This window comes from Variovorax sp. GW821-FHT09B01, assembly GCF_059418345.1.
The window spans coordinates 258,904-279,206 of sequence record NZ_JBWKPQ010000001.1; the positions used below are offsets into that span (position 1 = coordinate 258,904).

The following is a 20,303-nucleotide window of genomic DNA, read 5'->3' on the forward strand; positions in this document are numbered from 1 at the left end:
TCCCTGCTCCGTTCAGGACGCCTTGGCGGCGCCGGCCGTGCGCGCGGCCGGGCGCCGCTGCACCAGCACGTGCGTGGTCTCGGTGATGGGCTCGCCGCTCGCGCGGTCGACCAGCACGGGATCGATCTGCCGGCCCGTTTCCTTCTCCTGCAGCACCACGCTCTTGCCCTCGGTGGCGAAGTGCCGGTTGCCCCAGGTCACGAGCGAGAGCAGCACCGGCCGGAAGTCGCGGCCCAGCGGCGTGAGGCAGTACTCGTAGCGCGGCGGGCGCTCGCTGTACTGGCGCTTCTCGAGCAGGCCGTCCTCGACCAGCGAGTTGAGCCGGCGCGTCAGCATGTTGGGCGCGATCTGCAGGCTGTTGACGAAGTCGTCGAAGCGCGTGATGCCGTAGAAGGCGTCGCGCAGGATCAGGATGCTCCACCGCTCGCCCACGCGCTCGAGGCTGCGCACGATGGGGCAGTACTTCATCCGCTGCTCGGGGCTTATGGGCGTGGGGGTCTTCGGGGTCATGGGCGGCTCTTCTTGGAAACGTCGGTGGCGCGGAAGTCGGCGGGACTCAGTGCGCGTCGGCGGACGGTGCCTTCGGCGGCCCGACCTTGCGCATGAGCGGCACCATCGCGGTGGCGATGATGAAGCAGACCATGATGCCAAAGAAAACGTCGGAAAAGGTCAGCGTCAGGGCCTCGCGGAAGGTCAGGTTCCACAGCTGGCGCAGCGCGGCCGAGGCGCCCACCAGCTGGTCGGTGGCGCCCTGCAGCCGGCTGCCCACGCCGTCGAGCAGCGCGGTGGTGGCCTCGTTGCTGCGCGTGAGGTGCTCGGCCAGCCGGTAGAAGTGCAGGTTGGTGCGGTCGTTGAGCAGCGTGGCGCAGGCCGCGATGCCGAGCGCGCCGCCGAGGTTGCGCATCAGGTTGAACAGCCCCGAGGCGAGCTTGAGCCGGTTCATCGCGAGGCCGCCGAGCGTGAGCGTGACCGCGGGCGGCACCGCGAACTGCTGGCCGATGCCGCGCAGCGCCTGCGGCAGCAGCAGCTCGGCCGGGCCCCAGTCGTGCGTGATCGGCGTGAACTGCCACATCGACAGCGCGAAGCAGGCCAGCCCGAACATCATCAGCCAGCGCAGGTCGACGCGGTTGGCGAAGAAGGCATAGACGGGAATGGCCAGGATCTGGAACACGCCGGTCGAGAACACGGCCAGGCCGATCTGCAGCGCGCTGAAGCCGCGCACGCGGCCGAGGAACAGCGGCGTCAGGTAGATGGTGGCGAAGATGCCGATGCCCGTGATGAACGAGAACAGGCAGCCGAGCGCGAAGTTGCGGTCCTTCAGCGCGCGCAGGTCGACCACCGGGTGCGCGTAGGTCATCGAGCGCCAGACGAACAGCACGCCGGCCGCGCCCGAGACCCAGGCGGCGCCCGCGATCGCGGGGTCGCCGAACCAGTCGAGGCGCGGTCCCTCCTCGAGCGTGTACTCGAGGCAGCCGAGGAACAGCGCCATCAGCACCATGCCCAGGTAGTCGGCGTTGCGCAGCAGCGACCAGTCGTGGCGGTCGATTTTCACCAGCAGCGGCACGGCGATGGTGACGAAGATGCCGGGTACGAGGTTGACGAAGAACAGCCAGTGCCACGAGTAGCTGTCGGTGATCCAGCCGCCGACCGAGGGCCCGAGCGTGGGCGCCAGCGAGGCGATGGCGCCGATGATGGCGGCCGCGAAGACGCGCTGCTTGCCCTGGAAGAAGGCGAAGGCGGTGGTGAAGACCAGCGGGATCATCGAGCCGCCGAGGAAGCCCTGCAGCGCGCGGAAGGCGATCATGCTCTGGATGTTCCAGGCGATGCCGCACAGGAGGCTGGTGAGCGTGAAGCCCGCGGCCGAGACGGCGAACAGCCAGCGCGTGGACAGTACGCGCGACAGCCAGCCCGACATCGGGATCACGATGATCTCGGCGATCAGGTAGCTGGTCTGGACCCAGACCGTCTCGTCGGTGCCGGCCGACAGGCCGCCGCCGATCTCGCGCAGCGATGCCGAGACGATCTGGATGTCGATCAGCGCGATGAACATGCCCACGCACATCGCCGCGAAGGCCAGGGCCTTGGCGGAGGTGGTCATGCCGGCGGGGTCGACGATCCCCGAGGCGGGCTGGCTCATGGTTCGCCTGCCGTGCCCGTGCGTGCGTTCGCGAGCTGCACGTCGCGCGCATCGACCTCGGCCGTGACCGACAGGCCGGGGCGCAGCAAGCCGAGCACGCCGTCGGCGTCGTCGAGCACGATGCGCACCGGCACGCGCTGCACGATCTTGGTGAAGTTGCCGGTCGCGTTTTCGGGCGGCAGCACGCTGAACTGCGCGCCGGTGGCCGGCGAGAGGCTCGCCACGTGGCCGTGGAAGCGGCGCCCCGGCACGGCATCGGCCTCGACGATGGCGGGCATGCCGGGCCGGAAGCGCGCGAGCTGGCTTTCCTTGAAGTTGGCGTCGATCCACAGGCCGCGCGCCGGCACGATCGACATCATGTGCGCGCCGGCCGCCGCGAAGGCGCCGTTGCGCGCATTGCGGTTGCCGACCGTGCCGTCGATGGGCGCGCGCAGCTCGGTGTAGCCGAGGTTGAGCCGCGCGATGTCGCGCTCGGCCGTGGCCTGCGCGAGCGCGGCCTGCGCCTGCTGGCGGCGGGTGGCGATCACGTCGAGCTCGCGCTCGGCGGCCAGCTTGCTCGCCTGCGCCTTCTGGCCGTTGGCCACGGCCTGCTTGTAGTCGGCCTCGGCCTTCTGCGCGCTCTGCACCGACACGGCCGCGGTGGCCGAGAGGTTCTGCAGCCGCTGGGCATCGTCGCGCGCGCGCAGCGTCTCGGCCGCGGCGGCGTTCACGCTCGCCTCGGCCTGCGCGATCACGGCCTGCTGCAGGCTGCGCGTGGCGAGCAGGTTGGCCAGCACGGCCTCCTGGCTCGCGACCGTGGCCTCGGCCTTGTCGAGGGCGGCGCGGTAGTCGCGGTCGTCGAGCTTCACGAGCAGGTCGCCCGCATGCACCGCCTGGTTGTCGGTGGCCGCGGCGCTGACGATGTAGCCGGGCACCTTGGGGCTGACGACGGTGATGTCGCCGCCCACGTAGGCGTCGTCGGTGCGTTCGACGAAGCGTCCGCCGTGCCACCAGTGCCAGCCATAGACGGCCGCGGCCAGCACCACGGCGATGGCCGCGCAGCTCGCGACGAGGCTGCGCCCATGCGGGCGCCGGTGCCGCGGAATTCCTGCCGGGGCCTTTTCAACGGAGGAGTCCGTCATGTGTTGTTTTCCTTGGTCGGATGGGAATCGGGTGGCTTGCATCCATGTGGATTGCAATATGCAAGTTACTATACAGTTGCGACTTGCATCGTGCAAGTAACTGACCGATCGACCTTCGAATCCCGCCGCCAAGGAACCTCCATGAACCTCCGCCAGACCCTGTTGCCGATACCGCCCCGCCGCCTGCGCTGGCCCGGCTTCCGCCGGTTGCACGTCGGCATCGCCATCGCCTCGCTCGGTGTCGCCGCGTGTGCCGTCGGCCCGGACTACGCGAAGCCCGAATCCGCGATGCCCGAGCGCTTCCAGCACGCCGCGCTGCCGTCGCCCGCACCCGAGGTGCAGCTGGAGGCCTGGTGGAAGGGCTTCGGCGATCCGGTGCTCGAGCGCATCGTCGAACGCGCGCTCGCGCAGAACCTCGACCTCGCCGCATCGTTCGCGCGCGTCGCGCAGGCGCGTGCCGCGGCGCAGCGCGCGGTGGCCTCGGAGCGCCCGGCCATCGCCGCCGATGCGCAGGCCGCGAGGCAGCGCCAGTCGCTCGAAAGCCCGCTCGGCGCGCTGGCCAGCGCGCACCCCGGCTACCAGCGCGATGCCTCGCTCTACGACAGCGGCATCGGCGCCAGCTGGGAGCTCGACCTCGCGGGCGGCCTGCGCCGCGGCGCCGAGGCCTTTGCGGCCGAAGCGCAGGCGGCCGAGGCCGAGCACGCGGGCGTGCGCATCTCGATCGCCGCGGAGGCCGCCGATGCCTACTTCCGCGTGCGCGCCGCGCAGGCCCGCCTCGCGGTCGCGCAGTCGCAGCTCGATACCGACCGCGAACTGCTGAGCCTGGTGCGCATGCGCCTGAGCCAGGGCATGTCGACCGCTCGCGAGCGCGCCCAGGCCGAGGCGCGGGTGGCGCAGGTCGAGGGCACCTTGCCCGCGCTGCAGGCCGAGCGCGACACGCAACTCAACCGCCTCGACGTGCTGATGGCCGCCACGCCCGGCACCCATGCGGCCGAACTCGCGACGCCCGCCGCCCGCGTGGTGCTGCCCGCGCTGGCGACGGCGCTCACGCCGGCCGAGCTGCTGCGCCGGCGCCCCGACGTGATCGCCGCCGAACGGCGCCTCGCCGCCTCCAGCGCCCGCATCGGCGTGGCAACGGCCGAGTACTACCCGAGCGTCTCGCTGTCGGCGCTGCTGGGCTTCGAGAGCCTGCGCACGGCGACGCCGTCGTCGGCCAATTTCCAGCCGCTGGCCGCGGTCGGCCTGCATTGGCGGCTGTTCGATTTCGGCCGTGTCGACGCGGAGGTGGCGAAGGCCGAGGGCGCGAAGGCCGAAGCGCTGGCGCGCTACCGGCAATCGCTGCTGCGCGCCACCGAGGACGTCGAGAACGCGCTGATCCGGCAAGGGCAGCTCGATGCCGAGCGCCTTGCGCTGCTGCAGGAGGTCGATGCCGATGTGCGCGCGCGCGGCGCCACGCAGCAGGCCTACGCGGGCGGCGCGGTGAGCCTGCTCGAATTGCTCGAGCAGGATCGGCAACTGCTCGCCGCGCGCGACCGGCTGGTGCGCGTGCAGTCCGACAGCGGCCGTGCCGCGGTCGCCACCTTCCGCGCCCTGGGCGGCGGCTGGTAGCGCCTCTGTTCCGCGGACTTCAGAGCAGGTCGGCGCGCAACTCGCGCACGCCGCGGCCCAGGCGCTCGCGCAGCAGCGCGCCGAGCGTGGAGCCATCGGCATAGCCGACCTCGGCCGCGATGGCCTCGAGGTCGAGGTCGCTGCCGTGCACCAGCGAGCGGGCGCGCTCTATCCGCAGGTCCTGGATGTAGGCCAGCGGCGACTTGCCGAGCACGGCCTGGCAGCGCCGCTGCAGCGTGCGCGGACTGGTCGCGAGCGCCCGCGCCGCGGTGTCGAGCGAGAAGCCCTGCTTGAGGTTGTCGCGCGCCCAGCGTTCGAAGCGCAGGATCGCGGGGTCGGCCTGCGCGAGATGGTGGGGCACGATGTACGGTGCCTGCGAGGAGCGCAGGTCCGCGAGCAGGTAGCGCGAGACCATGGCCGCGAGGTCGGGGCTGGCCTGCTGGATCAGCCACAGCGCGAGATCGAGGTGGCCCATGGCCGCGCCGGCCGTCACCACCCGGCCCGAGGGCACCAGCATGCGCGATTCGTCGAGGGAAACCTTGGGATAGCGCTGGCGGAACAGCGGGCCCAGCCACCAGGTCGTGGTCGCCTGGCCGCCGTCGAGCAGGCCGGCATCGGCGAGCAGGAAGGTCCCGATGCACGAGGCCGCGATCCGTGCGCCCTGTGCATGCCAGGTGCGCAGCTGGGCCTTGGCCTGGCGCACGTCGGGCCGCGCGAGCGCGGGCACCAGCGATTCGGGTGTCGAGGTGTTCAGCGCGGGCACCACCACCCAGTCGGGCCGCAGGCCCGGCGGTGGCGGCTTCACGGGAATCGCGAAGCCCTGGCCCGAGCGCACGCGCCGGCGCATGCCCACGATCGTCACCTCGAAGGACAGTGACCCGCCCATCTCGCGGGCCGCGAACTTGTTGGCGAGACCGAGGGCGTCGAGCATCACGGTGAGGCCGGTGTCGAACACGCCGTCGAGGGCGAGCAGGAAGATGTGCATGGCGGAAATGGCGGGAAAGACGTCGCTTGCGACTATAGGCATTCGGCGCGCAAGCGGGGCGGAAACCCTTCGGCCAGGTTGGCGGAAATGACCGTGAAGTTGTCGTTCGCGCCTGTTCGGTTTTCTCGCGCCGGCACCTAACCTCGGTCTTCCTCAACAACGCAACGCAATTGCATCAGGACTCCATCATGAAAGTTCTCGCCATCGGAACCATCGTCAAGCCGCTCTCGCCCGAGCAACGCCAGCAGGTCATGTCGAAGGAGGTGCCCGATACCCTGCAGCTCTACCTCGACGGCAGGATCGAGCAGCACTGGTACCGCAGCGACAAGCCCGGCGTCGTGTTCCTCATGAGCGCCGAATCCGTCGTGCAGGCCAAGGCCGCGATCGATGCGCTGCCGCTCGTGACGGGCGGCTTCGCGCAGTACGAGTTCATGCCGGTCGGCCCGCTCGCGCCGCTGGGCCTGCTGCTCCAGGGCCGCTGAGCCACCCCGGCTCCTTCTATCCGCCGATCTCGACCACGATCTTTCCCTTCGCGCGTCCCGCCTCGACTTCTTCATGGGCCTGCATGGCCGCGTCGAAGTCGAAGCGGCGCGCATCCATCAGCGGCAGCAGCCGGCCGGCCTCGACCAGCTTCGCGGCTTCGCGCAGGATGTGGCCGTGGTTGGCGCGTCCCTTGCCGCTGAGCATCGGCAGCAGGGTGAAGACGCCCGAGTAGGTGGCCGCGCGAAAGGACAGCGGCGCCAGCTTGTGGGTGCCCCAGCCGAGGCAACTGACGACATGGCCGCCGTACTGGCGCGCCGCGCCGAACGAGGCGTCGAGCGTGGCGCCGCCCACGGTGTCGTAGACCACGTCGAAGCCTGCGCCGCCGGTGTGGGCCGCCACGTACTGCTCGACCGTCGTGCTCGTGTAGTCGATCGGCGTGGCATCGAAGCCGCGGATGGTCTCGGCCTGGACGGGCAGGCCGGTGGCATACACCTGCGCGCCGAGCGCGACGGCGATCTGCACTGCCACATGGCCGACGCCGCCGGCGCCGCCATGCACCAGCACCTTTTGCCCGGCCTGGGTGCGCGCGCGGTCGACCAGGCCTTCCCACGCCGTGATCACGACCAGCGGCAGGGCCGCGGCCTCGCGCATCGAGAGGTTGGCGGGCTTGGGCGCGAGCAGGTCGGCATCGACCGCGGCGAACTCGGCCAGCGAGCCCTGCAGCCCGCCGACGCCGCCGGTGAGGCCGTACACCTCGTCGCCGACGCGGAGGGCCGTGACGCCGGGGCCGACCTGCTCGACCACGCCGGCGAGGTCCATGCCGAGGATCGCGGGCAGCGGATGGCGCGCATGGGCCGCGGCGCCGGCACGGATCTTGGAGTCGAGCGGATTGACGCCGCTCGCATGGATGCGCACCAGCACCTCGCCTTCGCGCGGTACGGGGCGGGGCACCCGGACGGCCTCGAAGCGGCCGCCGGCTTCGCGCACCATCAGTGCGCGCATCGAATCGTCTTTCGACATGGAGAACTCCTTGTGTGGCTTGAAGAGGCGTCCATTGTTCGATCTTCAAAACTGAACGTAAACTCACAGAACTGCATCACATCCATTCATTTTTGATGGGTTGAAGACCATGGACTGGAGCGACGTGAAGATCTTCCTGGCGGTGGCCAGGGCCGGTTCGCTGGGCGGCGCCGCGCGCCTCACCGGCCAGTCGCAGCCGACCATGGGGCGCCGGCTGCGCGTGCTCGAGCGCGAGGTCGGGCAGGCGCTGTTCCAGCGCGGCAAGGACGGCTTCGTGCTGACCGACGAAGGGGCCGCGGTGCTCGCGCATTCGGAGCGGATGGAAGAGGAGGCGCTGGCCTTCGAGCGCCGGCTGGCCGGCCAGGCGCAGCAGCTCGAGGGCCAGTTGCGCGTGTCGTCGTCGGACTGGTTCGGCGTGCACATCCTCACGCCCGTGTTCGCGGAGTTCGTGCAACAGCACCCGCTGGTCAACATCGAGCTGATCACCGATGCGCGCCTGTTCAGCCTCGCGCGGCGCGAGGCGGACCTGGTGTTCCGCATCCAGCCCTTCGACGAAGCGGACGTGGTGCAGCGCAAGGCCGTGCACGTCGCCTACCGCGTCTACCGCGCGAAGGGCACGGCGCATCCGGTGCGAAGCGATGGCCAGGGCGTGCCGCTGATCACGCTCGACAGCGCGTACCAGGACTTTCCCGATGCGGCCTGGCTGCGCAAGAAGCTGCCGAAGGCGCGCGTGGCCTTCGGCAGCAACAGCCGCGAGGCGCAGGCCCGGATGTGCGCCGCGGGCGTGGGCCTGGCCGTGCTGCCCGCGCCGTTGGGCGATGCCTGCGCGGCGCTCGAGGTCGTCGATCTGGGCGGACTGCCGCCGGGGCGCGACGTCTGGGTCGGGTTCCACCGCGACCTGCGCCGCCTCGGGCGGTTGCGGGCCCTGGTCGACGCGACGGTGGAACGCCTGTCCGCGAGCTAGAAAACCATCCCGCCCGCGACGTCGATGGTGCAGCCCGTGACCCAGCCCGCATCCTCGGAGACGGCGAAGGACACCGCCCCGGCGATGTCCCGCGGCTGGCCGGCGCGGCCCAGCGGCGTCTTCGGCACGAAGTGGGCCGAATAGGCCTCGGCACCGGCCGCGTTGCCCTCGGTGAGGACGAAGCCGGGCGCGATGCCCACCACGCGGATGTGGCGCGGACCGAGCTCCATACCGAGGCTGCGGGTCAGCACGTCGACGGCGCCCTTGGTCGCGCAATAGACGTGTGCCTGCGGCGAGGGGCTGGTGGCCACGCCCGAGCTGATGTTGACCACCGTGCCGCCGCTGGGCAGCACGCGCGCGGCGGCCTGCGTCATCAGCAGCAGGCCGCGCACGTTCAGGTCGAAGTGCTCGGCGATGCTCTCGGGCGTGATCGTGTCGAGCGAATCCAGCCTGTAGGTACCGGCGTTGTTCACGAGGATGTCGAGCCTGCCGAAGCGCGCCAGCGTGGCATCGACCAGCGACTGGATCTGTGCCGGCCGGGAGATGTCGGCCTGCACCGCCACGGCCTGGCCGCCGGCGGCGGTGATCCGGTCGACCACGGCGGCCGCTTCCTTCTCGCTGCGTGCGTAGTTGACGACGACGCTGGCGCCGTCGCGTGCGAGGCGCTCGGCGATGCCCGCGCCGATGCCCTTCGAGGAGCCGGTGACGATGGCGACCTTGCCTGCGAGATGGGTCATGGTGAATCCTTTGAATGGTGAAGCGTTGGACCCGACGATAGGCCGCCGATTGCTGAATTGAAATATGGATCGGGTCGATGCGGTTTGAAGTCGAGCTTCATAATGAAGCGATGGCTCCCGACCTCATCCCGTTCATTGCGGTCTTCGCCCGCGTCGCGCATCACGGCAGCTTCACGCGCGCCGCGGCCGAGCTCGGCGTGTCACCCTCGGCGCTGTCGCAGACGCTGCGCTCACTCGAGAAACGGCTCGGCGTGCGGCTGCTCGACCGCTCCACGCGGCGCGTCAGCGTCACGGAGATCGGCCAGAGCTTCCTGCAGGATGCGGCGCCCGCGCTGGCGGCGCTGTCGGCCGCCGTGGAGCGCGTCAACGAGGTGCGCGAGAAGCCGGCCGGCCTGCTGCGCATCAACCTCTCGCGCGTCGCGTTCGAGCTGCTGCTGCTGCCGCACCTGGCCGCGTTCGCGCAGGCCTATCCGGACATCAAGCTCGAGCTGCATTGCGACAACGCGCTGGTCGACCTCATCGGCAGCGGCTTCGACGCGGGCATCCGGCTCGGCGAGAACCTCGCGCAGGAGGTCGTCGCCGTGCCGCTCGGCGGCCCGCATCGCATCGCGACCATCGCGGCGCCGAGCTAGCTGAAGGGACGCGCGGCGCCGCGCACGCCCGAGGAGCTGAGCCAGCACCGCTGCATCAACATCCGGCTGAGCAACAGCGTCTACCGCTGGGAGTATTCGAACAAGGGCCGCGACTTCGAGGTGGAGGTCGATGCCGCCATCCTCACCAACGACGGGGACGTCTTGCTGAGCGCCGCGCGCGCCGGCGCCGGCATCGCCTGCGTGTTCGAGGCCCAGGTGCACGACGACCTCGCGAGCGGCCGGCTCGTGCCCCTGCTCAAGCCTTGGTGGCCCAGCTTCCCGGGCTTCCACCTCTATCACGCCAGCCGCATGCACGTGCCGCGCAAGCTGCGCGCCTTCATCGACTTCATGCAGCAGCGCACGGGCCCGCGGCGGCGCTGATCAGCGCGGCGTGGCGAGCGAGCGCAGGTAGGCGATCAGGTCGGCGCGGTCCTGCGCGCCGGGCACGTTCAGCGGCATGGTGGTGCCGGGCACCGCCTGGGTCGGCGCCGCGAGGAAGGCCTCGAGGCCCTGCACGTCCCAGGGCCGGGTCGAGGCCGCCATGCCCGGCGAATAGCGAAAGCCCTCGGCCTTGCCCGCGACGCGGCCGAAGGCGCCGTCGAGGTGCGGGCCGATGCCGTCCCTGCCGGTGACCGAGTGGCAGGCGGCGCAGCGGGCGAAGGTGGTCTTGCCGCGCGCCAGGTCGCCGGCGCCGGGGTCGACGGTCTGCGCCTGCGCCGCGCCGATCCCTCCCAGGGCCGCGAGGCAGGCGGCGATCAGCTTCGGTCCGAGCTCGTTCGTTGTCATCGTGGATTTCCAATCGTGGGTGGCGCGGCGCTTCATGCCCGCTTGAGTTCTTCCGCGGCGAACGGCAGCCGGCGGATGCGCTTGCCGGTCGCCGCGAACACGGCGTTGAGGACCGAGGGCGCGGTCAGCACGGTGCCGACCTCGCCGATGCCGCCCGGCGTTTCGGTGCTCGGCACCAGGTGCGTCTCGATGACGGGCATCTCGTCCATGCGCAGCACGCGATAGGTGTCGAAGTTGCCTTGCTCGACGCGCCCGTCCTTGATCGAGATGTTTCCGTAGAGCACCGCCGACAGTCCGAAGGCCGTGCCGCCCTGCATCTGCGCGACCACGGTGTCGGGGCTGATCAGGCGTCCGCAGTCCACCGCGATCACTACGCGATCGACACGCACCGCGCCGTCGGCATCGACGCTCACCTCCGTCACCTGGGCCGCGTAGCTGCCGAAACAGAAGGTCGGCGCGACGCCGCGGCCCTTGCCGGCGGGCAGGGCGCCACCCCAGCCGGACTTCCGCGCCACCAGTTCCAGCACGTGGCGCGCGCGCGGATGCTTCTCGAGCAGATCATGCCGGTAGGCGATGGCATCGCTGCCCGCCAGGTGCGCGAGTTCGTCGACGAAGCATTCGACCGGGAAGGCGTTCTGCATGTGGCCGACGCCGCGCCAGAAGGCGGTGGTGATGCCCGCAGGCGGTTCCTCGCGCACGTACTCGACCAGCACGTTCGCGAAGCCGTAGGGTCCGGCTGCGTCGCGGATGGCATCGCCGTCGAGCTCGTTCTGGAACCGTGCCGGTGCCCAGCGCGCGAGGATCGAGGAGGCGGTCACGCGGTGATGCCATGCCACCGGCCTGCCACGCGCATCGAGCGAGGCGCTGAGCCGGTTGTAGTGGTACGGGCGGAAGGTGCTGTGCTGCGTGTCCTCCTCGCGCGCCCACACCACCTTGACGGGGCCATTCACCTGTTTCGCGATCTTCACGGCCTGGATCACGAAGTCGATGTCCAGCCGTCGGCCGAAGCCGCCGCCGAGCAGGTGGTTGTAGACCTCGACGCGTTCGATCGGCAGGCCCGTGAGTTCGGCCGCGGCGGCCTGCGCGCGCGCAGGCATCTGCGTGCCGACCCAGAGCTCGCAGGCATCGGGCCGCACGTGCACGGTGCAGTTCACCGGCTCCATCGGCGCATGCGCGAGCAGGGGCTGCTGGTAGACCGCATCGACCGTGCGCGCGGTGCCGCGCGCGGCCGCCACCGTGTCGCCTTCCTTGCGCGCCACGGCGCCGGAGCGCGACGAGGCGTTGGCCAGCGCGGCGATCAGCTTCTCGGTCGAGTAGTCCGCGTTGGTGCCTTCGTCCCAGCGGATCTCGAGCGCGGCCAGGCCCTTGCGCGCCGCGCCCATGTGGTCGGCCACCACCGCGACCGCGTTGTCGATGCGCACGACCTGCCGCACGCCCTTGACCGCCATGGCCCGGGTGTCGTCGACCGACGCCAAGCGCCCGCCGATCACCGGGCAGTGGGCGATCGCGGCGATGCGCATGCCCGCGACGCTGGCATCGAGGCCGTAGCGCGCGCGGCCGTTGACCTTGTCGGGTCCGTCCAGGCGCAGCAGCGGCTGGCCGATCCGCTTGAGCGTCGCCAGGTCCTTGAGCGGCACCTCGGCGGGCACGGGCAGGCCCGCGGCCGCATGGGCGAGCTGCCCATAGCCGAGCTTCCTGCGCGTGGGCACGTGCTCCACCGCGCCGTCGCTGGCGCGGCAGGTCGACGCATCGACCTTCCACTGGCGCGCCGCCGCCTCGACCAGCAGCAGCCTGGCCGTGGCGCCGGCGTGGCGCATCGGCTCCCAGGTGCTGCGCACCGAGGTCGAGCCGCCCGTGATCTGCCCGCCGGTCAGCGGATTCGAATAGCGCGTCTCGTCGGCGGGCGCATGCTCAAGACGAACGCGGCGCGGATCGATCTCGAGCTCCTCCGCGATCAGCAGCGCGACCGCGGTGTATATCCCCTGGCCCATCTCCACGCGCGGCATCACCAGCGTGACGAGGCCGTCGGTGCCGATGCGGACCACGGCATTGGGCGCGAAGGCCTCGGGCTGCGCGCCCGCGGCCTTGGCGTCGAGCGGCGGCAGGCTCACCGTCAGCGCCAGCCCGCCGCCGGCGGCCAGCGCCGTGGCGACGAAGGCGCGGCGCGTCAGGCCGTGGGAGGAGGCGGCATCGGCCATGGGCATGCGGTCGTTCTTCATGTCAGGCCGCCTTGATCGGGATCAGCGTGGCGGCGCGCTGCACCGCGGCCTGGATGCGCACATAGGTGCCGCAGCGGCAGATGTTTCCCGACATGCCGCCCACGATGTCCGCGGGCGTGGGGCGCGGCGTGGCCGCGAGCAGTGCCGTGGCCGACATGATTTGGCCCGACTGGCAGTAGCCGCATTGCACGACGTCCAGTTCCAGCCAGGTCTTCTGCACCGCCTGGCCGACCGCCGTCGCGCCGATGCCTTCGATGGTGGTGATGCGCTGCGCGCCCACCGACTCGACGGGCGTGATGCAAGAGCGGATCGCGACGCCGTCCTGGTGCACGGTGCAGGCGCCGCACAGGCCGGCACCGCAGCCGAACTTGGTGCCGTACAGGCCCAGCACGTCGCGCAGCACCCAGAGCAAGGGCGTGTCGCCGTCGACATCGACCTCGCGCGAGGTGCCGTTGATGTGGAGTGTGAAGGGCATGGTGCGGTCCGTGGGCATGTTGGGGTGCGCAAAGTCTAGGGACGCGCATCGCCGGCACACAGGCCCGAAGTCGCTAAGGCCTTTGAAGCCAAACTGAACAATCGGCCGCCGGACTCCGGTCCGTTCGACCCCGCGTCGAGCGCACGCGAATAGCGCGAAAGCGCTCGGCCCCGACCGCTCGAAAACCCTTGGCATCGATCTTGCGGAACCGCGCCAGAATCCGGTCTCGTTTTTGATCCTGGTTTCTTTAATGGTGCTTTTTAATCGGATGTGCCGAGTTTTCGAGGCGATACGCCTCATGGCGGTGCACCCGTGCCAGAGCCACCTGTCCGTCGTTCGGGCGTGCCGCGAGGGGGCGCTCGGCGTTCCATCGAGCCTTGAGAAGTGAGCCACCCATGAAGAGTCTTGTAGTTGCCGCCGTCGCGCTGTCGACGGCTTGTTGCGCCTGTGCGCAGAGCAGTGTGTCGGTGCAGGGATTGATCGACGAATACGCGGGATCGATGCGCTACGCGGGCGACCTCGGCCGCACCAAGGTCCTCGGAAGCGGCGGCATGACCACCTCGTTCTTCGGCTTCGCCGGTACCGAGGACCTGGGCGGCGGGCTCAAGGCCTACTTCGCGCTCAATGCCTTCTTCCGTGCCGATACCGGCAAATCGGGTCGCTTCGATGGCGATCCCTATTTCGCGCGCGATGCCAACGTCGGCATCGCCGGTGCCTACGGCAGCCTGCAGCTCGGGCGCGCCGCGGCGCCGAACTTCATCCCCACCGTGCTGGTGAACCCCTTCGGCAACTCCTTCGCGTTCTCGCCGCTGGTGCTGCATGCCAACGTCAACACCGCGCGCTGGCTGTACCGCACCTCGCCGTCCGACACGGGCTGGAGCAACCAGTTCATCTACAGCACGCCGAGCTTCGGCGGCCTGCGCGTGAACCTGCACTACCAGTTCGGCGAGCAGTCCAGTGACACCGGCTACAAGGGCAAGAACAACACCGGCATCAGCGCGACCTACGTCAGCGGGCCGCTCACGGTGGCGGGCTTCTACGAGCGCGACCAGATCTCCAACCCGGTCAACCCGGGCGTCATCACGGCCACGGTCGACGGCGCGGTGGTGCCCACCACGCGCAAGGACTGGATGCTGGGCGGCGCCTACGACTTCGGCCTGCTCAAGGCCTATGCGAGCTACGGCCGATCGAAGGCCGACGCGACCGGCTATCGCGGGACCACGAGTTCCCTCGGCGCCAGCGTGCCGGTCGGGTCGACCGCGGGGCAGATCCTCGCGGCCGTCGCGAGGACGAAGATCGCCGGCTCCTACGACGGCACCCGCACGACGGTGAGCCTGGCCTACGATCACTACCTGTCGAAGCGAACCGACGTCTATGCCGTCCTCATGCGCGATCGCGCGACCGCCATGGCGGGCGGCAACAGCTTCGGCGTCGGCATCCGCCACCGCTTCTAGCGGCCGCGCGAGCCGACGCCAGGCTCGATCCCCCGGTTTCCCTCGTTCCTTTCATCCATCCACAGAGACAAGCCCGGTGAACTTTTTCTTGATCGATATCGTTTTTGATACTAGTATCGCAAATGAGCGAAACGGACTCCATGCCGAGACCGTTTCGATGGCCCATCCATCCGCCGGCGCCGGGCTTTCCGCGTCGAACCAGGAGTCCTGACGTGTCATCCACCCCAGATTCGACCGCCTCCGCGCCACGCGACGACGCCGTCTCGGGCTACGCCTGGAAGGCGCTGGCCGGCTCCGCCATCGGCTATGCGATGGACGGCTTCGACCTGCTGATCCTGGGCTTCATGCTCACCGCCATCTCGGCCGACCTGCACCTCACGCCGGGCCAGGCCGGCTCGCTGGTGAGCTGGACGCTGGTCGGCGCCGTCATCGGCGGCATCGTTTTCGGCTCGCTCAGCGATCACTTCGGGCGCATCCGCGTGATGACCTGGACCATCGTCCTGTTCGCGGTGTTCACCGGGCTCTGTGCCTTCGCGCAGGGCTACTGGGACCTGCTGGTCTACCGGACCATCGCGGGCATCGGCCTGGGCGGCGAATTCGGCATCGGCATGGCGCTGGCGGCCGAGGCCTGGCCCGCCAGGCATCGGGCCCGCGTTTCTTCCTACGTGGCGCTGGGCTGGCAGCTGGGCGTGCTGGGCGCCGCCTTGCTCACGCCGCTGCTGATGCCCCACATCGGCTGGCGCGGCATGTTCCTGGTCGGCGTCGTGCCCGCGCTCGTGGCCTGGGTGATCCGCAACAAGCTGCACGAGCCCGAGGTGTTCGTGCGCAAGCCCAAGGCCCGGGGCTCGCGCCTGAGGTCCTTCAAGCTGCTGGTCAAGGATGCGCAGACGACCCGCACCAGCCTGGGCATCGTCGTGCTGTGCGCGGTGCAGAACTTCGGCTACTACGGGATCATGATCTGGATGCCGAGCTTCCTGGCCAACAAGCTCGGCTTCAACCTCACGAAGTCGGCCATGTGGACCTCGGTGACCATCCTCGGGATGATGCTGGGCATCTTCGTCTTCGGCCAGCTGGCCGACCGCATCGGGCGCAAGCCGAGCTTCCTGCTGTTCCAGGCCGGTGCCGTGGCGATGGTGCTGGCGTACTCCCAGCTGTCCGATCCGGTCTCGCTGCTGTGGGTCGGCGCGGTGCTCGGCATGTTCGTCAACGGCATGCTGGGCGGCTACGGCGCGCTGATCTCCGAGGCCTATCCCACGGAAGCCCGCGCCACGGCGCAGAACGTGCTGTTCAACCTCGGCCGCGGCATCGGCGGCTTCGGCCCGGTGGTGGTCGGCGCGCTGGTCGCCGCCTACTCGTTCCAGATCGCCATCGCGCTGCTCGCCGCGATCTACCTGGTCGACATGGTCGCCACCTACTTCCTCATTCCCGAACTCAAGGGCAAGGAGCTCGAATGATGCTCGCCGCCATCGACCACCAATCGCCCGCGTTCCGGCCCGTGCATCCGCCCGCGCTGCAGGGCGAGGGCGCCTGCTTCCAGCGCAACGCGCAATCCGTGGCCTCGTACCACTGCGAGGTCGCCGAGCACCGCTGGGTCAACGACCGCTACAAGTACCTGAAGCTCAGCGCGCCGGCCGACCTGGCGGGCGCGACCAGGCCCGGGCAGTTCTACCAGCTCAAGTGCCCGACGACGAACGACCTCCAGCCTTTCCTGCTGCGCCCGATGAGCGTCTACGGCGTGGGGCCGGGGGCGGGCACGATCGAGTTCCTCTACAACGTCACCGGCACCGGTACCCACGCGCTGGCCTCGCTGCCCGTCGGCGGCGCGATGGACATCGTCGGCCCGCTGGGCAACACCTTCACGCTGCCGCCCGACGACGAACGCATCATGGTCGTCGCGCGCGGCGTCGGCCTGGCGACGATGGCGCCGCTGCTGCAGCAGGCGGCCAGGATGGGCATCGCGATCACGGCTGTGATGTCGGCGCGCGCCCCCAAGGACCTGATGCGCGACGAGTTCCTGCGTGGCGCCGAGGCCGACGTGCATTGCGTCTACGACTCCGACGGCAGCTCCTCGGTGGAGGCCATGGACACGCTGGTGCGCCGTCTGCTCGGCGAACGGCACCACGACGCCGTCTACACCTGCGGCTCGCACCGCGTGCTGATGCTGCTGCAGCGCATCCTCGCCGACCATCCCGGCACCCGGGGCGAGGTGGCGATGGAGCAGCGCATGGCCTGCGGCATGGGCGTGTGCCTGTCCTGCGTCAGGCTGTTCGACCGCGAGGGCGACAAGCAATTCCTGCGCGTCTGCCGCGAAGGTCCCGTGTTTCCCATCGGCGACGTGGTCGGGGAGGTGGAGTTTGGCTGATCTCAACGTCAGGGTCGGCGACGTGGGCCTGCGCAACCCGGTCATGCCGGCCTCGGGCTGCTTCGCCATCGAGTACGCGGAAGCGCTCGACTTCAACCGGCTGGGCGCGCTGGTGATCAAGAGCGTCTCGCCCAAGAGCCGTGCCGGCAACCCGACGCCGCGCGTGGCGGAAACCCGTGGCGGCATGCTCAATGCGATCGGCATTCCGAGCAAGGGCCTGGACTACTACCGCGAGACGGTGCTGCCGCCCTACACGCGCTTCGACACGCCTGTCGTGGTCTCGATCTCGGCGGACACGGTCGACGAGTTCGCCGATGCGGTGGCCGAGATGTCGCTGCCCGAAGTGGCGGTGATCGAGGCCAACATCTCCTGCCCCAACCTCGAGGCCGACGGCATGGCCTTCGCGATGACGCCCGAGACCACCTACAAGGTCGTGAGCGCGATCCGTCGCCGCACGCATCATCCCGTGTGGGCCAAGCTCACGCCCAATGCCTCGCACGTGGCAACGGTGGCGAGGGCCGCGGAAGAAGCCGGCGCCGACGCGCTCGTGATGGGCAACACGGTGCTGGCCATGTCGATCGACGTACGCACCCGCAAGCCCATGCTCGGCAACGTGATGGGCGGCCTGTCGGGACCGGCCATCAAGCCGATCGCGCTGCGCATGGTGCACCAGTGCTATCGCAGCGTGCGCATCCCGGTCATCGGCTGCGGCGGCATCGCGAGCGCGCACGACGCGGTCGAGTTCATGCTGGCCGGCGCGAGCGCGGTCCAGGTCGGCACGGCCTCCTTCATCGATCCGGGCGCGATGCAGAAGATCATCGACGGCCTGGTCGCGTACTGCGACGAGATGGGCGTGAAGAACATCCGCGACCTGACCGGCCAGGTCAAACTCGACCGCCAGCTCTCGGACCGTTGGCTGCGCTTCGCGCAGCAGTCGGGCTAGGGGAGGGCAAGGATGATGAGCCTGCCGGGACTTCGCCCCATGGCCGAGAAGCTGTTCTCCGACGTGCGCGAGCTGACCTTCGACGGGGTCGGCGTCACGCGGCAGAGCTACGGCCGCGGCGAATCGGACACCGCCGACTACCTGCGCGCCTTCGCCGCGAGCGAAGGGCTCGAGGTCCGGGCCGACCGGGCCGCGAACCTCGTGTTCGGGCTGCCGCAGACCGCGGCGGCGAGCGCGGTGACCTGGTGCGGATCGCACATCGACTCGGTGCCGCAGGGCGGTAACTTCGACGGCTACGCGGGCGTGGTCGCGGGCCTCCTGTGCCTGGTCGCGCAGAAGGCCGGCGGCACGCCCTACGCACGCCCGCTCGAGGTGGTCGCGTTTCGCGGCGAGGAGAGCGCCTGGTTCGGCAAGGCCTACATGGGCTCTGGCGCGCTGTTCGGCAAGGTCAGCGAGAGCGACCTCGCGCTCAAGCAGCGCAGCACCGGCGAATCGATGGAGGCCTGCATGCGGCGCTGCGGCGCCGACGTGGAGGCGATCCGCGCGCAGCAGCCGCTGCTCGACAAGGCGCGCATCAAGGCCTACCTCGAGCTGCACATCGAGCAGGGGCCGGTGATGGTCGCGCGCCAGCTCCCGCTGGCCGTGGTCTCGGGCATCCGCGGCAACGTGCGGCACAACCGCGTGGTCTGCCACGGCGATGCGCAGCATTCGGGCGTGGTGCCACGCTGGCTGCGCCATGACGCCATGTTCGCGGTCGCCGACCTGATCATGCGCATCGACGAGCACTGGCGCGTGCTGCTGGAGCGCGGCACCGACCTGGTCGTGACCACGGGCATCGTCAGCACCGATCCGGCCGAGCATTCGATCTCGCGCATTCCCGGGCAGGTGAGCTTCAGCCTCGAGGCGCGCAGCAAGAGCACGGACGCGCTCGAGGCCTTCTACCAGCTGGTGCGCGCCGAATGCGGCTCGATCGAGCGCGAGCGCGGCGTGCGCTTCGAATTCGACCGGCGCCTGCTCAGCGATCCCGCGACCATGGACGAGAAGCTCTGCGGCGTGCTGTCCGAAGCCTGCGCCGCGCAAGAGGCGGCCTTCGAGCTCATTCCCAGCGGCGCGGGGCACGACGCCTCGCTGTTCGCCAATGCCGGCATCCCGAGCGGCATGTTGTTCGTGCGGAACCAGAACGGTTCGCACAACCCGCACGAAGCGATGGACATCGAGGATTTCATGCTCGGCGTCGGCGCGATGGATGCGGCCTTCGCCCGATTGAAATGAGCTTGTTCATGACCCCCCGCATCACCCTGCGCCGCCCCGACGACTGGCACCTGCATCTGCGCGACGGCGCCATGCTGCAGACGGTGCTGCCCTACAGCGCCGCGCAGTTCGGCCGCGCCATCGTCATGCCGAACCTCAAGACCCCCGTGACGACCACCGCGCTCGCGCGGGCCTACCGCGAGCGGATCGTGGCGGCCCTGCCGCCCGGTGCCAGCTTCGTGCCGCTGATGACGGTCTACCTCTGCGACGGCACCTCCGCCGACGACCTGTGCCGCGGCTTCGAGGACGGCGTGCTGACCGCGGCAAAGCTGTATCCGGCCGGCGCGACCACGCATTCCGAGCATGGCGTCACGTCGATCGCGAAGGTGGCGCCGGTGCTCGAGACGATGCAGGCCATCGGCATGCCGCTCCTGCTGCACGGCGAGAGCACCGATCCGGCCGTCGACGTCTTCGACCGCGAGGCGGTGTTCATCGACTCGACGCTGCGTCCGCTGTTGCGCGACTTTCCCGCGCTCAAGGTGGTGCTGGAGCACATCACGACCGAGGAGGCCGCGGACTTCGTCAGGGCCGATGCGAGCGGGCGCCTCGCGGCGACGATCACGCCCCAGCACCTGATGTTCAACCGCAACGCGATCTTCACGGGCGGCATCCGGCCGCACTTCTATTGCCTGCCGGTGCTCAAGCGCGAGCGCCATCGGCTGGCGCTGCGCAAGGCGGCGACCTCGGGCGATGCGCGCTTCTTCCTCGGAACCGACTCCGCGCCGCACCTTCGCACGCTGAAGGAGGCGAGCTGCGGCTGTGCCGGCATCTTCAACGCGCCGGTCGCGCTGCAGAGCTATTGCACCGTGTTCGAGGAGGAGGGCGCGCTCGACAGGCTCGAGGCCTTCGCGAGCCTCAACGGTCCGCGCTTCTACGGTCTCGCGCCCAACGAGGCGAGCGTGACGCTGGAGCGCTCGCCCTGGGAGGTGCCGCAGGACGTGGCGCTCGCGGCCGGCGGGGCGCTCCATCCCTTCCTCGGCGGCAGCCGCCTGCCATGGGCCCTACGGGATGCGCCCGTGCCCGAGCCGGTCGCGGCGTGAGTTCCCGCACCGCCTCGCGCCTCGCC

The 20,303-nt window shown here is 70.1% G+C and carries 18 protein-coding genes and 1 pseudogene; 10 read left to right on the plus strand and 9 right to left on the minus strand.

Features of this window, described 5'->3' with window-relative positions; translation table 11 throughout:
- Positions 1–12 precede the first annotated feature (12 nt).
- The 3 genes from AC07RV_RS01060 to AC07RV_RS01070 are packed head-to-tail and all read right to left on the minus strand — an operon-like array spanning position 13 to position 3,258.
- On the minus strand, positions 13–510 hold the full coding sequence (locus AC07RV_RS01060; RefSeq protein WP_444813605.1) for a winged helix-turn-helix transcriptional regulator: 498 nt from the start codon (positions 508–510) through the stop codon (positions 13–15).
- 46 nt (positions 511–556) lie between these two features.
- Positions 557–2,137, minus strand: coding sequence for a DHA2 family efflux MFS transporter permease subunit (locus AC07RV_RS01065; RefSeq protein WP_296783571.1), 1,581 nt, complete (start codon positions 2,135–2,137; stop codon positions 557–559).
- Positions 2,134–3,258 carry an HlyD family secretion protein gene (locus AC07RV_RS01070; protein WP_296783568.1) on the minus strand — a complete coding sequence of 375 codons (1,125 nt, stop codon included), beginning with the start codon at positions 3,256–3,258 and terminating at the stop codon, positions 2,134–2,136. The genes AC07RV_RS01065 and AC07RV_RS01070 overlap by 4 nt, the downstream gene beginning before the upstream one ends.
- A 141-nt stretch (positions 3,259–3,399) precedes the next feature.
- On the opposite strand from AC07RV_RS01070, the gene AC07RV_RS01075 reads away from it, so the two are divergent.
- Positions 3,400–4,866, plus strand: coding sequence for an efflux transporter outer membrane subunit (locus tag AC07RV_RS01075; protein ID WP_296783566.1), 1,467 nt, complete (start codon positions 3,400–3,402; stop codon positions 4,864–4,866).
- A gap of 19 nt (positions 4,867–4,885) precedes the next feature.
- Here AC07RV_RS01075 and AC07RV_RS01080 read toward each other — a convergent pair whose 3' ends face one another.
- The gene (locus AC07RV_RS01080) at positions 4,886–5,851 is read right to left on the minus strand and encodes a GlxA family transcriptional regulator (RefSeq protein WP_209544347.1); all 966 of its coding nucleotides are present in this window, start codon (positions 5,849–5,851) and stop codon (positions 4,886–4,888) included.
- Positions 5,852–6,039: 188 nt separating this feature from the next.
- Between AC07RV_RS01080 and AC07RV_RS01085 the strand changes: the two genes are divergently transcribed.
- The gene (locus AC07RV_RS01085; RefSeq protein WP_296783561.1) at positions 6,040–6,333 is read left to right on the plus strand and encodes a hypothetical protein; all 294 of its coding nucleotides are present in this window, start codon (positions 6,040–6,042) and stop codon (positions 6,331–6,333) included.
- 16 nt (positions 6,334–6,349) lie between these two features.
- Here AC07RV_RS01085 and AC07RV_RS01090 read toward each other — a convergent pair whose 3' ends face one another.
- Positions 6,350–7,354, minus strand: a complete 1,005-nt coding sequence (locus AC07RV_RS01090; RefSeq protein ID WP_296783557.1) for a zinc-dependent alcohol dehydrogenase family protein — start codon at positions 7,352–7,354, stop codon at positions 6,350–6,352.
- A gap of 109 nt (positions 7,355–7,463) precedes the next feature.
- Between AC07RV_RS01090 and AC07RV_RS01095 the strand changes: the two genes are divergently transcribed.
- The gene (locus AC07RV_RS01095) at positions 7,464–8,318 is read left to right on the plus strand and encodes a LysR family transcriptional regulator (protein ID WP_296783554.1); all 855 of its coding nucleotides are present in this window, start codon (positions 7,464–7,466) and stop codon (positions 8,316–8,318) included.
- On the opposite strand, the gene AC07RV_RS01100 is transcribed toward AC07RV_RS01095, so the two are convergent.
- Positions 8,315–9,055 (minus strand): SDR family NAD(P)-dependent oxidoreductase, encoded by a 741-nt coding sequence (locus AC07RV_RS01100; RefSeq protein WP_296783552.1) that lies wholly within the window; start codon positions 9,053–9,055, stop codon positions 8,315–8,317. The genes AC07RV_RS01095 and AC07RV_RS01100 overlap by 4 nt on opposite strands.
- A 110-nt stretch (positions 9,056–9,165) precedes the next feature.
- Between AC07RV_RS01100 and AC07RV_RS01105 the strand changes: the two are divergent.
- Positions 9,166–10,068, plus strand: a pseudogene (locus AC07RV_RS01105) (LysR family transcriptional regulator).
- Here AC07RV_RS01105 and AC07RV_RS01110 read toward each other — a convergent pair.
- Genes AC07RV_RS01110 through AC07RV_RS01120 form a run of 3 tightly spaced genes read right to left on the minus strand, consistent with a single transcriptional unit; the run spans position 10,069 to position 13,167 of the window.
- Entirely contained in the window at positions 10,069–10,473 is a 405-nt protein-coding gene (locus AC07RV_RS01110; protein WP_296783548.1) for a c-type cytochrome, read from the minus strand.
- A 32-nt stretch (positions 10,474–10,505) separates the two neighbouring features.
- Positions 10,506–12,692, minus strand: a complete 2,187-nt coding sequence (locus AC07RV_RS01115) for a xanthine dehydrogenase family protein molybdopterin-binding subunit (protein ID WP_296783545.1) — start codon at positions 12,690–12,692, stop codon at positions 10,506–10,508.
- A gap of 1 nt (position 12,693) precedes the next feature.
- Positions 12,694–13,167, minus strand: a complete 474-nt coding sequence (locus AC07RV_RS01120; protein WP_296783541.1) for a (2Fe-2S)-binding protein — start codon at positions 13,165–13,167, stop codon at positions 12,694–12,696.
- A gap of 395 nt (positions 13,168–13,562) precedes the next feature.
- On the opposite strand from AC07RV_RS01120, the gene AC07RV_RS01125 reads away from it, so the two are divergent.
- The 6 genes from AC07RV_RS01125 to pyrC all read left to right on the plus strand — a co-directional run bounded on the left by AC07RV_RS01125 (position 13,563) and on the right by pyrC (position 20,277).
- On the plus strand, positions 13,563–14,621 hold the full coding sequence (locus AC07RV_RS01125; protein WP_296783539.1) for a porin: 1,059 nt from the start codon (positions 13,563–13,565) through the stop codon (positions 14,619–14,621).
- Positions 14,622–14,833: 212 nt separating this feature from the next.
- Positions 14,834–16,075, plus strand: a complete 1,242-nt coding sequence (locus AC07RV_RS01130; protein ID WP_296783537.1) for an MFS transporter — start codon at positions 14,834–14,836, stop codon at positions 16,073–16,075.
- Positions 16,075–16,983: a dihydroorotate dehydrogenase electron transfer subunit gene (locus AC07RV_RS01135; protein ID WP_296784056.1), complete on the plus strand. Its 909-nt coding sequence runs from the start codon at positions 16,075–16,077 to the stop codon at positions 16,981–16,983. Before AC07RV_RS01130 ends, AC07RV_RS01135 begins: the two co-directional genes overlap by 1 nt.
- Positions 16,976–17,926 (plus strand): dihydroorotate dehydrogenase, encoded by a 951-nt coding sequence (locus tag AC07RV_RS01140; RefSeq protein ID WP_093345548.1) that lies wholly within the window; start codon positions 16,976–16,978, stop codon positions 17,924–17,926. Before AC07RV_RS01135 ends, AC07RV_RS01140 begins: the two co-directional genes overlap by 8 nt.
- 15 nt (positions 17,927–17,941) lie before the next feature.
- Positions 17,942–19,198, plus strand: a complete 1,257-nt coding sequence (locus tag AC07RV_RS01145; RefSeq protein ID WP_296783533.1) for a hydantoinase/carbamoylase family amidase — start codon at positions 17,942–17,944, stop codon at positions 19,196–19,198.
- On the plus strand, positions 19,195–20,277 hold the full coding sequence (gene pyrC / locus AC07RV_RS01150) for a dihydroorotase (protein WP_444813606.1): 1,083 nt from the start codon (positions 19,195–19,197) through the stop codon (positions 20,275–20,277). Before AC07RV_RS01145 ends, pyrC begins: the two co-directional genes overlap by 4 nt.
- The last annotated feature ends 26 nt before the right edge of the window (positions 20,278–20,303 follow it).

Bases quoted from the DNA above. Each gene is read 5' to 3' on its own strand.
- AC07RV_RS01090 (WP_296783557.1), bottom strand. From the start codon at position 7,354: ATGTCGAAAGACGATTCGATGCGCGCACTGATGGTGCGCGAAGCCGGC.
- AC07RV_RS01085 (WP_296783561.1), top strand. From the start codon at position 6,040: ATGAAAGTTCTCGCCATCGGAACCATCGTCAAGCCGCTCTCGCCCGAG.
- AC07RV_RS01095 (WP_296783554.1), top strand. From the start codon at position 7,464: ATGGACTGGAGCGACGTGAAGATCTTCCTGGCGGTGGCCAGGGCCGGT.
- pyrC (WP_444813606.1), top strand. From the start codon at position 19,195: ATGAGCTTGTTCATGACCCCCCGCATCACCCTGCGCCGCCCCGACGAC.
- AC07RV_RS01070 (WP_296783568.1), bottom strand. From the start codon at position 3,258: ATGACGGACTCCTCCGTTGAAAAGGCCCCGGCAGGAATTCCGCGGCAC.
- AC07RV_RS01075 (WP_296783566.1), top strand. From the start codon at position 3,400: ATGAACCTCCGCCAGACCCTGTTGCCGATACCGCCCCGCCGCCTGCGC.
- AC07RV_RS01110 (WP_296783548.1), bottom strand. From the start codon at position 10,473: ATGACAACGAACGAGCTCGGACCGAAGCTGATCGCCGCCTGCCTCGCG.
- AC07RV_RS01065 (WP_296783571.1), bottom strand. From the start codon at position 2,137: ATGAGCCAGCCCGCCTCGGGGATCGTCGACCCCGCCGGCATGACCACC.
- AC07RV_RS01100 (WP_296783552.1), bottom strand. From the start codon at position 9,055: ATGACCCATCTCGCAGGCAAGGTCGCCATCGTCACCGGCTCCTCGAAG.
- AC07RV_RS01060 (WP_444813605.1), bottom strand. From the start codon at position 510: ATGACCCCGAAGACCCCCACGCCCATAAGCCCCGAGCAGCGGATGAAG.
- AC07RV_RS01135 (WP_296784056.1), top strand. From the start codon at position 16,075: ATGCTCGCCGCCATCGACCACCAATCGCCCGCGTTCCGGCCCGTGCAT.
- AC07RV_RS01120 (WP_296783541.1), bottom strand. From the start codon at position 13,167: ATGCCCTTCACACTCCACATCAACGGCACCTCGCGCGAGGTCGATGTC.
- AC07RV_RS01125 (WP_296783539.1), top strand. From the start codon at position 13,563: ATGAAGAGTCTTGTAGTTGCCGCCGTCGCGCTGTCGACGGCTTGTTGC.
- AC07RV_RS01145 (WP_296783533.1), top strand. From the start codon at position 17,942: ATGAGCCTGCCGGGACTTCGCCCCATGGCCGAGAAGCTGTTCTCCGAC.
- AC07RV_RS01115 (WP_296783545.1), bottom strand. From the start codon at position 12,692: ATGAAGAACGACCGCATGCCCATGGCCGATGCCGCCTCCTCCCACGGC.
- AC07RV_RS01080 (WP_209544347.1), bottom strand. From the start codon at position 5,851: ATGCACATCTTCCTGCTCGCCCTCGACGGCGTGTTCGACACCGGCCTC.